9 protein-coding genes and 1 tRNA gene are annotated in these 13033 nt (G+C 66.2%); 4 read left to right on the forward strand and 6 right to left on the reverse strand.

The window, feature by feature from the left end; genetic code table 11:
• Positions 1 to 32 precede the first annotated feature (32 nt).
• Both CX676_RS08345 and cobT read right to left on the reverse strand, forming a co-directional pair.
• On the reverse strand, positions 33 to 1316 hold the full coding sequence (locus tag CX676_RS08345) for a short-chain fatty acyl-CoA regulator family protein (RefSeq protein WP_101752199.1): 1284 nt from the start codon (positions 1314 to 1316) through the stop codon (positions 33 to 35).
• A 69-nt stretch (positions 1317 to 1385) separates the two neighbouring features.
• Positions 1386 to 3257 (reverse strand): cobaltochelatase subunit CobT, encoded by a 1872-nt coding sequence (cobT, locus tag CX676_RS08350; RefSeq protein WP_101754223.1) that lies wholly within the window; start codon positions 3255 to 3257, stop codon positions 1386 to 1388.
• 159 nt (positions 3258 to 3416) lie between these two features.
• Between cobT and CX676_RS08355 the strand changes: the two genes are divergently transcribed.
• Complete coding sequence (locus CX676_RS08355) at positions 3417 to 4004, forward strand: NADPH-dependent FMN reductase (RefSeq protein ID WP_101752200.1); 588 nt, start codon at positions 3417 to 3419, stop codon at positions 4002 to 4004.
• 281 nt (positions 4005 to 4285) lie between these two features.
• On the opposite strand, the gene CX676_RS08360 is transcribed toward CX676_RS08355, so the two are convergent.
• Complete coding sequence (locus tag CX676_RS08360) at positions 4286 to 7720, reverse strand: pyruvate carboxylase (protein WP_101752201.1); 3435 nt, start codon at positions 7718 to 7720, stop codon at positions 4286 to 4288.
• Positions 7721 to 7909: 189 nt separating this feature from the next.
• Positions 7910 to 8260, reverse strand: a complete 351-nt coding sequence (locus tag CX676_RS08365; protein ID WP_101752202.1) for a GFA family protein — start codon at positions 8258 to 8260, stop codon at positions 7910 to 7912.
• A 218-nt stretch (positions 8261 to 8478) separates the two neighbouring features.
• Between CX676_RS08365 and uvrA the strand changes: the two genes are divergently transcribed.
• A complete protein-coding gene (uvrA, locus tag CX676_RS08370) occupies positions 8479 to 11337 on the forward strand; it encodes an excinuclease ABC subunit UvrA (RefSeq protein WP_101752203.1) in 2859 nt (952 codons plus the stop codon).
• A complete protein-coding gene (locus CX676_RS08375) occupies positions 11334 to 11705 on the forward strand; it encodes a DUF4260 domain-containing protein (protein ID WP_101752204.1) in 372 nt (123 codons plus the stop codon). The genes uvrA and CX676_RS08375 overlap by 4 nt, the downstream gene beginning before the upstream one ends.
• Here CX676_RS08375 and CX676_RS08380 read toward each other — a convergent pair.
• Together CX676_RS08380 and CX676_RS08385 are read right to left on the reverse strand one after the other, a co-directional pair.
• On the reverse strand, positions 11702 to 12130 hold the full coding sequence (locus CX676_RS08380; protein WP_101752205.1) for a hypothetical protein: 429 nt from the start codon (positions 12128 to 12130) through the stop codon (positions 11702 to 11704). The genes CX676_RS08375 and CX676_RS08380 overlap by 4 nt on opposite strands.
• Positions 12127 to 12741, reverse strand: a complete 615-nt coding sequence (locus CX676_RS08385; RefSeq protein WP_101752206.1) for a DUF5671 domain-containing protein — start codon at positions 12739 to 12741, stop codon at positions 12127 to 12129. Before CX676_RS08385 ends, CX676_RS08380 begins: the two co-directional genes overlap by 4 nt.
• A gap of 165 nt (positions 12742 to 12906) precedes the next feature.
• Between CX676_RS08385 and CX676_RS08390 the strand changes: the two genes are divergently transcribed.
• Positions 12907 to 12981: transfer RNA gene (locus CX676_RS08390), tRNA-Gly, on the forward strand.
• The last annotated feature ends 52 nt before the right edge of the window (positions 12982 to 13033 follow it).

Raw genomic sequence — 13033 nt, forward strand, 5'->3', positions numbered from 1 at the left:
GTCAAAGCTGTTCGTGCCATGCCCGTCCCTCCTCAGCCCGCCTGCAGGATCGAAGGCTCGCGCCGCGCCGGGCAGGCGCTTCGGGGGCAGATGCGGCAGGTCGGGCCGATGCGCAGCACCGGCTCGGCCGCCGTCTCGGCACTCGCCGGCCGGATCAGCATCTGCGCGGTGCTGAGCAGCGGGCCGCTGAGCCCGCCGGGCTGGGCGCGGGTGGCAAAGCTGAGCGTGTCAAAGCGCGCTCCGCCGGGCATCTCGACCCTCGCCTGAATCGCCGCCTGCGGATTTGCCAGCGCCTGAAACAGCGGCCATAGCGCGCAGGCCTCGCCCTGCCGCGGCAGGGCAAAACCCTCGGCCGCGCGGCGCAGGGTCAGCACGCCGGCCCCGTCGCAGATCAGAAGCCCGGCCCCCTCGTAGCCGACAGGCCGCAGCACGGCGAGCCGCCGCATGACCAGATCAAGTGGCCGACCGAGGCGCTGCGCGATGGCCAGCGGATCGGGCGCAACATCCGCGGCGCTGGCCAGATCAGCATCGGCCAAGAGCCGGCGCTCGAGCGCGAGCCGTTCCAGATGCGCCGCCGCCATGACCCGCGCTGCATCCGAGGCCAGGTCGGTCGCCTGATCCAGCGGCGGCGCGCCGGCGGCCAGCCAGGCCTCGACCTCATCCTGCGGTGTCAGCATGGTGCTGTCGGCTTCGAAACTGTCGAGATAGGCCACCAGCGCCTGCGCCGTGGTCGAGAGCCGCTGGCTGTCGCTGTCGAGATTGGCATGGAAACGCGCCCGCCATTCGGGCGTCAGCCCCTGGTCGCCCTCGGCCAGAATCGCCGCGGTCGAGCGCAGCGCCGTCACCGCCGACAGCACCTCGTGCAGCGTGGTCAGCAGGTAGGGATCCTGCGTCATCCGGTCGGACAGCGAGACCAGTCGCCGCGACAGCGCCCGGTTCTGCCCCGACAGCGTCACCAGCGCATCGGCCCAGCCCGGGAAACGCGCGGCAAACTCGGCGATCTGGTCCAGTTCGGGCGCGCTGCCGCCTCGCGCCGGTTCCGGCCGCTGGTCAAGCCCCGCCGCCACCTCGCGCAGCGCCGCCAGCCGCGCCTCTTCCCGCCCTGATTCCAATTCCGCGCGCGGCACGTCCAGCGCCGCGGCCAGCCGCGCCACCAATTCCTGCCCAACCGGGCGGCGGTTATGCTCGATGAGATTGAGATAGGCGGGCGAAATGCCTGCCGCCTGCGCGACATCGGCCTGCTTCCGCGACAGCGCCAGCCGCCTTTCGCGGATGCGCGTGCCGGTCAGGATGTGGGTGGCGCTGCGGCTGCTCATGAGGCCGCATGAAAGCGCGGGCCGGGTCTTCGCACAAGGGGGCGGTTGGTCGCGGGGTGCGCGCCCTCTTCAGCCGAGCCGACGCGCCGCGTTCATCCCCAGCACCCTCGCGCGCTTCCTCGGGTCGTTGTCGAAGAGCGCTGCCAATTGCTCGGTCATCGCCCCGCCCAGTTGCTCGACATCGGTGATGGTCACCGCCCGGTCGTAGTAGCGGGTCACGTCATGGCCGATGCCGATGGCCAGCAGTTCCACCTGCTTCTTCTTCTCGACCATGGCGATCACGTCGCGCAGGTGCTTTTCCAGGTAGTTCGCCGGGTTGACCGACAGGGTCGAATCATCGACCGGCGCGCCATCCGAGATCACCATCAGGATCTTGCGCGCCTCGGGACGGCGGGCCAGCCGGCGATGAGCCCATTCCAGCGCCTCGCCGTCAATGTTCTCCTTCAGCAGGCCCTCTTTCATCATCAGGCCGAGATTCGGCCGCACCCGCCGCCAGGGCGCATCGGCGCCCTTGTAGATGATGTGGCGCAGGTCGTTCAGGCGGCCGGGCTGCGCCGGGCGACCCTGTTTCAGCCAGTCCTCGCGCGCCTGCCCGCCCTTCCAGGCGCGGGTGGTGAAGCCGAGGATCTCGACCTTCACGCTGATCCGCTCCAGCGTGCGGGCCATGACATCGGCGCAGATGGCGGCGATCGAGATGGGGCGTCCGCGCATCGAGCCGGAATTGTCGATCAAGAGGGTGACGACGGTATCGCGGAACTCGGTATCCTTCTCGACCTTGAAACTCAGCGGCGTGGTCGGGTTGGCGACCACGCGGGCCAGACGCCCGGCATCCAGCACGCCCTCTTCCTTGTCGAATTCCCAGCTGCGGTTCTGTTGCGCCTGCAAGCGGCGCTGCAGCTTGTTCGCCAGCCGCGAGACCGCACCGCGCAGGGGTTCAAGCTGCTTGTCCAGGTAGGCGCGCAGCCGTTCCAGCTCCGCCGGCTCGGCCAGATCCTCGGCCTTGATCTCCTCGTCCCAGGCCTGGCTGAACACCTTGTAATCGGCGCTGGCCTCGCTGACCGGGGGCGGGATGTCGGGCGGGCTTTCCGCCTCGGGCATCTCGGCCTCGTCGGCCAACTCGTCGTCGGACTGGTCATCCATGCTGACCTGCGCCTGACGCTCGTCCTGCTGCTGTTCCTGGCTGCGCTCGGGAGAGGATTCGGCATCATCGCTGTCATCCTCTTCGCGCGACTGGTTGTCACCCGATTCCTCGTCTTGCTCGGCATTCTCGTCGGCGTCGTCGTCCTCGGGCTCGTCGGGATCGTCGCCCAGCTGGTCGCCATAGCCGAGATCACTGATGATCCGGCGCGAGAGGCGCGAGAACGCCGCCTGGTCGGCCAGCGCCGACCGAACGCTTTCCAGCGTCGCGCCCGCCTGCTGCTCGACGAAGGGACGCCAAAGGTCCGCCACGTGATCGGCCCCCGCCGGCAGCTTGCGCCCGGTGGCGGCTTGGCGGACCAGGTAGCCCGCCGCAACCGACAGCGGCGCATCCGAGGGCGCCTTGATCTGGGCATAGCCCTTCTTCTCGGCGTCGGCGGCGATCTTGGCGTCGATATTGCTGAGCGCGCCCGGCATCTCGCGCGCGCCAAGCGCCTCGACCCGCGCCGTCTCCAGCGCCTCGTAAAGCTCGCGCGCCATCGGCCCCGAGGGGGCGAATTTCGCATGGGTGGCCGGGTCGTGATGGCGCAAGCGCATGGCCAGCGCATCCGCCGTGCCCCGCGCCAGCAGCACCTCGTCGCGCGTCATCCGCCGGCTGACCTGCGGCAGACGCATCTGGTCGCCCGCAACCCCCGAGGGGTCGGCGGTGAAGGTCACGTTCAGCTCGGCATCATCGGCAAGCGCGCGGGTCGCCTCGGTCAGCGCCTTCTTGAACGGATCGGCGGGGTTGTCGGACTTTTTCATGCCTTCCATAGAGCACCCTGCGCGGCGCGGAGCAAGGGTCAACGGGGCTCTGTGCGCGGCTGCAGGGGCGGTTGTGCGCGCGACCGGATTGCAGAAACTGAATCCTCGCGCCATGTTCACCGCGACAGAACGTCACAGCACGAGATCAGGGGACATTCCATGGCCACCAAACCTAAAATCGCCGTTATCATCAGCTCGACCCGCGCCACCCGCTTTGCCGACAAGCCGGCAAACTGGTTCATGAGCAAGGTCAAGGACAATCCCGATCTGGATTTCGAGCTGCTCGACCTGCGCGATTTCAACCTGCCGTTCTTCGACGAGCCGGCCTCGAACCTGTGGATGCCTTCCTCGGATCCCAATGCCGTCGCCTGGCAGAACAAGCTGGCGGAATATGACGGCTATGTCTTCATCGTGGCGGAATACAACCGCTCGATCACCGGGGCGCTGAAGAACGCGCTGGATCAAGCCTACAAGGAATGGAACCACAAGCCGATGGCGGCGGTGGCCTATGGCGCGATGGGCGGTGCCCGCGCGCTGGAACAGCTGCGCCTGATGGCGGTCGAGCTGCAGATGGTGCCGGTGCGCAGCGCCGTGCATATCGGCGGCGGCGATTTCTTCGCCACCTCGCCGCTCGGTGGCAACCAGCCGATCGAGACCATCGAGGATCACCTGCAAGGCTCGCTCGACGCGACGCTGGCCGATCTGGTGTGGTGGACCAAGGCGACTGTGGCTGCGCGGGCCGCGTAAGAGCGACAGAGGGGCAGCGGCCAAAGCGGTGGCCGTTGCCTGCGCGTAAACAGGGTCAACTATGGTGCCGGATCACCAAACGGCTGCTCGGCGCTGTGGGTAGAGAAATGTGACCGCCCGATTGGGCGGTCTTTTGCTGGATGATCAGGCCAACCGGCGTCGGCACAAGGGAGTGGATCGCAGCCCCGGCCTCGACGGACTCGCCACAGAAACCAATACGACAGATTCGCAAAGTCAGGCCCGGCGGCACCGCGTACCTTGCTCCGGGCCTAACCTTTGCTTCACTCCAGCTCGATCAGCAGGTCCTTGGCGTCGATCCCCTGTCCGGCGCTGACATGGACGGCCTTGACCACCCCGTCGCGTTCCGCCGAGAGGCCGGTTTCCATCTTCATCGCCTCGATGGTCAGCAAGAGATCGCCCTGCTTCACCGCCTGCCCCGCCGCGATGGCGACCGAGGCGACCACGCCCGGCATCGGCGCGCCGATATGCGAGGGGTTCGCCGGGTCGGCCTTGGGGCGGGCGACGGTCTCGGCCTTCACCAGACGGTTCGGCACGCGGATGTTGCGCGGCTGGCCGTTCAGCTCGAAGAAGACCTTCACCTCGCCCTTCTCGTCGGTCTCGCTCAGCGCCTGCAACCGGATCTCGAGGATCTTGCCCGGATCGATCTCGGCGGTGATCTCTTCCCCCGGCTCCATGCCATAGAAGAAGGTGCGCGTCGGCAGGGTGCGGACCGGGCCATAGACACGGTGGCGGCCCATGTAATCCATGAACACCTTCGGATACATCAGATAGCCGTTCAGGTCCTCGTCATCGACCTCCTTGCCCTCCAGCTCGTCGCGGACGCGGGCGCGGGTCTGCTCCAGATCGACGGGCGGCAGATGCGCGCCGGGGCGATCGGTGATCGGAGCCTCGCCCTTCAGCACCTTCTTCTGCAGCGCCTCGGGCCAGCCGCCCGGCGGTTGGCCAAGATTGCCGCGCAGCATGTCGACCACGCTATCGGGGAAGGCCACGTCCTTGGCCGGGTCCATAACATCCGCAGGCGTCAGGTTCTGTGCCACCATCATCAGCGCCATATCGCCCACAACCTTGGACGAGGGCGTGACCTTGACGATATCGCCGAACATCTGGTTCACGTCGGCATAGGTCTGCGCCACCTCGTGCCAGCGATCCTCCAGCCCCATGCTGCGCGCCTGCGCCTTGAGGTTGGTGAACTGGCCGCCCGGCATCTCGTGCAGATAGACCTCGGAGGCCGGGGCCTGCAGGCCGGATTCGAAGGCGGTGTAATTCTCGCGCACGCGCTCCCAGTAATTGCTGATCTCGCGGATGGCGGCGATGTCGAGGCCGGTATCGCGCGGGGTGCGCGCCAGCGCCTCGACCACCGAGCCGAGCGTCGGCTGGCTGGTATTGCCGGACAGCGCATCCATGGCGCAATCGACCGCATCCACCCCGGCCTCGGCGGCGGCAAGGATGGTCGCGCCGCCCATGCCCGATGTGTCATGAGTGTGGAAGTGGATCGGCAGGCCGACCTCTTCCTTCAGCGTCCGCACCAGCTTGGCGGCGGCGGTGGGCTTCAAGAGGCCTGCCATGTCCTTCAGGCCCAGCACATGCGCCCCGGCCTCGCGCAGCGATTTCGCCGTCTCGACGTAGTATTTCAGGTCATACTTGGCCCGGTCGGGATCGTTGATATCGCCGGTATAGCAGACCGTACCCTCGCAGATTTTTCCGCTCTCGACCACGGCATCCATGGCGACGCGCATGTTCTCGACCCAGTTCAGGCTGTCGAAGACGCGGAACACGTCGATCCCGGTGGTCGCCGCCTGCTTCACGAAGGCCTGCACCACGTTGTCGGGATAGTTGGTGTAACCCACGCCATTGCTGGCGCGCAACAGCATCTGGGTCATCAGGTTGGGCATGGCCTTGCGGATGTCGCGCAGCCGCTGCCACGGGCATTCCTGCAGGAAGCGATAGGCCACGTCGAAGGTCGCCCCGCCCCAGCATTCGACGCTGAAAAGCTGAGGCAGGTTCGCCGCATAGCTGGGCGCGACCCGGATCATGTCGATCGAGCGCATCCGCGTCGCCAGAAGCGACTGGTGCCCGTCGCGCATGGCCGTGTCGGTGATCAGCAGGCGCTGCTGCGCGGCCATCCAGTCGGCCACCGCCTGCGCGCCGTTTTCCTCGAGCAATTGCCGCGTGCCGGGGGCCGGATCGGCCTTGGCGGCGGGCGGCACGGGGATGCGCGCCTCGGCCGGGGGCAGCGGGCGGCCGGCGGTCTCGGGATGCCCGTTGACCGAAATGTCGGCGATATAGGTCAGGATCTTGGTCGCCCGGTCACGGCGCTTGCGGAAGGTGAACAGGTCCTGCGTGGTGTCGATGAACTTGGTGGTATAGCTGTCATCAAGGAAGGTCGGATGCTTCAAGAGGTTGATGACGAACTCGATATTCGTCGCCACTCCGCGCACGCGGAACTCGCGCAAGGCCCGGTCCATCCGCGCGATGGCCTTTTCCGGCGTCTGCGCATGGGCGGTGACCTTGACCAAGAGCGAATCGTAGAAACGGGTGATGACGCCGCCCGAATAGGCGGTGCCGCCATCCAGCCGGATGCCGTTGCCGGTTGCGCTGCGATACGCGGTGATCCGGCCGTAATCGGGGATGAAGTTGTTCAGTGGGTCTTCGGTCGTCACCCGGCATTGCAGCGCATGGCCGTTCAGCCGCACCTCGTCCTGGCTCGGCACGCCGGTCGCCTCGGCCAGAGTGGCACCCTCGGCGATCATGATCTGCGATTGCACGATGTCGATGCCGGTGACTTCCTCGGTCACCGTATGCTCGACCTGGACGCGCGGGTTCACCTCGATGAAGTAGAACTGCTGGCTGTCCATATCCATCAGGAACTCGACAGTGCCGGCGTTCTGATAGCCGACGGCGCGACCGATCTTCAGCGCCAGCTCGCAGACCTCGGCCCGCTGTTCGGCGGTCAGATAGGGCGCGGGCGCGCGCTCGACGACCTTCTGGTTGCGGCGCTGCACGGTGCAGTCGCGTTCGTAGAGGTGATAGAGCCCGCCATGGGTATCGCCCAGAAGCTGCACCTCGACATGGCGCGCCCGCAGGATCATCTTTTCCAGATAGCCCTCGCCATTGCCAAAGGCGGCCTCGGCCTCGCGCCGGCCCTCGCGGACCTTTTCCACCAGCTCCTCAGGGCCGTTGATCGGTCGCATCCCGCGACCGCCGCCGCCCCACGACGCTTTCAGCATCAGCGGATAGCCGATCTCGGCGGCTTCAAGCTTGATCGCATCGAAATCATCGCCCAGCACCTCGGTCGCCGGGATCACCGGCACGCCGGCGGCAATCGCCACGCGCCGGGCGCTGGCCTTGTCGCCAAGGGCGCGCATGGTCTCCGATTTGGGGCCGATGAAGGTGATGCCGGCCTTGGCACAGGCATCGACGAAATCGGGGTTCTCGGACAGAAGCCCATAGCCCGGGTGGATCGCGTCGGCGCCGCTTTCGCGGGCGACCCGGATGATCTCGGGGATGGACAGATAGGCCGCGACCGGGCCCAGCCCCTCGCCAATCCGGTAAGCCTCATCGGCCTTGAAGCGGTGCAGGCCCAGCTTGTCCTCTTCGGCGAAGACGGCGACGGTCTTCTTGCCCAGCTCGTTCGCGGCGCGCATGACGCGGATGGCAATCTCGCCACGGTTGGCAACAAGGATCTTGTTGAACATGCCGGTCCCCCTTCTGAAGTTCGCGGCATCCTAGCGATGCTGCAACGCAGCGCAAGCTTTCACCGGGCATCCGCGACGGATAATCGCAACGCAGATACCCGCCAGCGGCGGTGCGGCGCAAGAAAAGAAAACCATCTCGTTCGGCAGCGGAAGATTGTTTCCCGACAGATGCGGGGCGCGGCCAACCGGCTAGTTCGCCGCCCCGTTCACATGCTGCGAGTCGAGCGCGCGGGCATCCACCCCGTCGAGGCAATTGACATTCACCGCCACCATCTTCGCCCCGTCCTTCTCGCCAAAGGCAAAAGGCTGGATGCCGCAGACCGGGCAGAAGCGATGCGAGATCGCCTCCTTGTTGAAGCGGTATTCGGTCGTCGTCCCGTCGCTGGTCAGCTTGAAATCACCCGCCGGGGTGAATGTCAGGACCGAGCCCAGCCTGCGGCAGCGCGAGCAGTTGCAGGTGACCGTGCGGTCAAGATCCAGATCGGCCTCGAAAGCCACCGCGCCGCATTGGCAACTGCCGGAATAATGCTGTTTCGCCATTGTCGTTCCTCCTGTCGTGCAAAGGCTGCCCCGTTCGGGAAACCGGGTCAACGGCTCTCCTGCGTGCCGGCACATCCCCGCGGCGGCGCCCTGCCCGCGCTCGTCGCCGGGCGCGTTCCCGCCGCAAATGATGTTTTGTTCTTGCTATGTTCCGCGTTTCATGTTGCCTTTTGGTCCGGGGTGACTATGTGATGCGCTTGGTCGATTGGGGCACGCCTATGGAACAGAAGTTCATCGAAGTGCGCGGCGCGCGCGAGCATAACCTGAAGGGCGTGGATATGGACATTCCGCGCGATCAGCTGGTGGTGATCACCGGCCTGTCGGGTTCGGGCAAGTCCAGCCTCGCCTTTGACACGGTCTATGCCGAGGGCCAGCGCCGCTATGTCGAAAGCCTGTCGGCCTATGCGCGGCAGTTCCTCGACATGATGGGCAAGCCGGATGTGGACCATATCAGCGGTCTCAGCCCGGCCATTTCCATCGAGCAGAAGACCACCTCGAAGAACCCCCGCTCGACCGTCGGCACCGTCACCGAGATCTATGACTACCTGCGGCTGCTCTTCGCCCGCGCCGGCACGCCCTATTCGCCGGCGACCGGGTTGCCGATCGAGGCGCAGCAGGTGCAGGACATGGTTGACCGGATCATGGGCATGGAAGAGGGCAGCCGGGCCTATCTGCTGGCCCCGATCGTCCGCGACCGCAAGGGCGAGTACAAGAAGGAATTTCTGGAGCTCAGGAAGCAGGGCTTCCAGCGGGTCAAGGTAGATGGCCAGTTTTACGAACTGGACGAGCCGCCGGTGCTGGACAAGAAATTCCGCCATGACATCGACGTGGTCGTCGACCGCATCGTCGTGCGCGAGGGGCTGGAGACGCGGCTGGCCGACAGTCTGCGCACCGCGCTGGATCTGGCCGACGGCATCGCCGTGCTGGAGACGGCCCCGGCCGAGGGTGATCCCGAGCGCATCACCTTCAGCGAGAATTTCGCCTGCCCGGTTTCGGGCTTCACCATCCCCGAGATCGAGCCGCGGCTGTTCTCGTTCAACGCGCCTTTCGGCGCCTGCCCGGTCTGCGACGGGTTGGGAGTCGAGCTGTTCTTTGACGAACGCCTGATCGTTCCTGACAGCGCCCTGTCGGTCGCCAAGGGCGCCATCGCGCCCTGGGCCAAGTCGAAATCCGCCTATCTGACCCAGACCATCAACGCGCTGGCCAGTCATTATGGCTTCGACAAGAAGACCCCGTGGAAGGATCTGCCGGAAACCGCGCAGAAACTGTTCCTCTATGGCTCGGGCAAGGAACAGATCAAGTTCCGCTTCGACGATGCCGGCCGCGTCTACGAGGTCACCCGCGTCTTCGAGGGCGTGATCCCGAACATGGAGCGCCGTCTGCGCGAATCCGACAGCGCCTGGGTGCGCGAGGAATTCGAGCGCTACCAGAACAACCGCCCCTGCGGCGCCTGCCACGGCTATCGCCTGAAGCCCGAGGCGCTGGCGGTCAAGATCGCCGGAACCCATATCGGCGAGGTGGTGCGACTGTCGATCCGCGAGGCGCTGGACTGGGTCGAGAAGGCGCCCGCCAGCCTCAGCAATCAGAAGAACGAGATCGCCCGTGCGATCCTGAAGGAGATCCGCGAACGGCTGGGTTTCCTGGTGAATGTCGGCCTCGATTACCTGACCATGTCGCGCGCCGCCGGAACGCTGTCGGGCGGCGAAAGCCAACGGATTCGCTTGGCCAGCCAGATCGGCTCGGGCCTGACCGGGGTGCTTTATGTGCTGGATGAACCGTCGATCGGTCTGCACCAGCGTGACAATGACCGGCTGCTCAAAACGCTGATGAACCTGCGCGATCAGGGCAATTCGGTGCTGGTGGTGGAACATGACGAGGATGCCATCCGCCATGCCGATTACGTCTTCGACATGGGTCCGGGCGCGGGCGTCCATGGCGGCACCGTCGTCGCCAAGGGCACGCCCGAGGAGATCGCCGCCGACCCAGCCAGCCTGACCGGGCAATACCTGTCGGGCACGCGCGAGATCGCGGTGCCCTCGGAGCGCCGCAAGGGCAAGGGCAAATCCGTGACCGTGGTCGGCGCCACCGGCAACAACCTCAAGGACGTGACCGCCGAATTCCCGCTGGGGAAATTCGTGGCCGTGACCGGCGTTTCGGGCGGCGGCAAGTCGACCCTGACTATCGAGACGCTGTTCAAGACCGCCTCGATGCGGCTCAATGGCGCGCGCCAGACCCCGGCTCCCTGCGAGACGATCAAGGGACTGGAACAGCTGGACAAGGTCATCGACATCGACCAACGCCCGATCGGCCGCACGCCGCGCTCGAACCCCGCCACCTATACCGGCGCCTTCACGCCCATCCGCGACTGGTTCGCCGGTCTGCCCGAGGCCAAGGCCCGCGGCTACAAGCCCGGCCGCTTCAGCTTCAACGTCAAGGGTGGCCGCTGCGAGGCCTGTCAGGGTGATGGCGTCATCAAGATCGAGATGCATTTCCTGCCCGATGTCTACGTCACTTGCGAGACCTGCAAGGGCAAGCGCTACAACCGCGAGACGCTGGAAATTCGTTTCAAGGGCAAGAGCATAGCCGACGTTCTTGACATGACGGTTGAGGATGCCCAGCAGTTCTTCGCCGCCGTACCCTCGATCCGCGAAAAGATGGACGCGCTGATGCAGGTCGGGCTTGGCTATGTGAAGGTCGGCCAGCAGGCGACGACGCTGTCAGGCGGCGAGGCGCAGCGGGTGAAGCTGTCGAAGGAGCTCAGCCGCCGGTCCACCGGCAAGACGCTCTATATCCTCGACGAGCCGACCACCGGGTTGCATTTCGAGGATGTGCGCAAACTGCTCGAGGTGCTGCATCACCTCGTCGACGAGGGCAATACGGTGATCGTCATCGAGCATAACCTTGACGTCATCAAGACCGCCGACTGGATCATCGATATCGGACCCGAGGGCGGCGATGGCGGCGGGCAGATCGTCGCCACCGGCACGCCCGAAGACGTGGCCGGGATCGAGGCCAGCCATACCGGCCGCTATCTCGGCCCGATGCTGCGCCCGGCGCGGATCAAGGCCGCCGAGTGATCGCTGTTGGCTGGCAGAAGGCCGAGGGCGCGCTGGTCGCGCTGGCCGGTCTGGGCATCGCCCTTGCGGTGCAGCCCGGCTGGCCCTGGTGGCTCTGGCCGCTGATCCTGCTGGCGCCCGATCTGGCAATCACAGGCTATCTGGCCGGGCCGCGTCTCGGCGCGGCGCTGTATAACGCCGCGCATCTCTACGGGCTTGCACTGATGCTGGCGGTGCTGGGCGTGGTCTCGGGCCTGCCGATTCTCATTGCCATCGGCGGGCTATGGCTGGCGCATATCGGCTTCGACCGGGCACTTGGCTATGGGCTGAAATCACCCGAGGGGTTTCGCATCACCCATCTGGGCCGGATCGGGCGCGGCGAGGGCTAGCCGCCGGGCTGGTATTGCGACCTGGGCAGGTTCATCACCATGCAGCCCCGCTCGTCGAACCCGGCCTGCCCCGCATAGCGCGGGCGGTTCGGATCTTCCGGCGCAAGTTCGAAACTGGCGCAAAGCCGCAGGTTCTCGTCATCGATCTGCTCGACCACATAGGCCTGCCCGGTGGCCGGGTCCGACAGGCGCGGGGTGGACGGACAGGCGGCGGTGCTCTCGATCATCGGCGACAGCACCCTGCGCTCGCGCGCGAGGCAATCCAGCTGCGCCTGAAGCGACCACAGATCGCTGCGCCGCATGTCGTCGCGGCGTTCCGCCCGGCCCTGCCCCGGCCCGCCGGCGATCAGGAAGCCGCCGACGATCGCCGCCACGCCAAGCGCGGTGATGGCATGGGTCGCCCAGCCCTTGCTCAGCCCTCTCATTCCATCTCGTCCCTGTAATAGGCCAGCACCAGCCCGCCCATGACCGCCACCAGCAGCGCCTTGGCCAGAAACCGCGCCGACAGGTCGCCGCCAAGAAACACGTAAACCACCGTCACCACGTCGCAGAGCAGCGCCAGAAGCGCGATCAGCATGGTGACCGAAGCGACCCAGCGCCTGACCAGCGAGCGCTGACGCCGGGTCTCGTCGGCGCCGTGGCGGTTGGCCTGACGGTTGAGATAGAGAAACAGCGGCAGGAAAGCGATCAGCGTGGCGATGGGCCAGCGCAGCCAGCCGCCATCGCCCGGATAGGACTCGTAGGGATCGGGCAGCAGATATTCGATGATGCCGAATCCCAGCATGACGATATGCGAGCTGACCACGCCGAGCGCGATGAACAGGAGGCCATAGAGCAGCGCCTCGCGCGCCGACACATAGGCGCTGGGGCGCGGCACCGGCGGCAGGCCGGGCGCATCGGCCCATTGCGCCAGCGCCGCCTCGATCTCGGCCTCAGCCCATCCGGCGCCCTTCAGCGCCTGCACCATGGCCGGCCGGTCTGCGCCGCTGGCCAGCCCCGCATGGACGAATTCCGACAAGGCCTCGGCTGCCTTCATCACGCCTCCCGATGACGTTCTCTCGCGTCCGGGGAACGATGCCGCAGGGGCAGGCCAAGTCAACCTGCAAAAAATTCGCCGATGGTCGGATTTTCCTCTTGCAGCCCCCCGCGCGCCCTTATAGATGACCCTCCACCGGCGGATGAAAGACCACCGGGACGGAGTGCGGGCGTAGCTCAGGGGTAGAGCATAACCTTGCCAAGGTTAGGGTCGTGAGTTCGAATCTCATCGCCCGCTCCAATTCAAAAAGCCGGCCGCAAGGCCGGCTTTTTTGATTTGCAGCAAGGTGTGG

The sequence above is a fragment of the Paracoccus zhejiangensis genome (assembly GCF_002847445.1).
GTDB lineage: Bacteria > Pseudomonadota > Alphaproteobacteria > Rhodobacterales > Rhodobacteraceae > Paracoccus > Paracoccus zhejiangensis.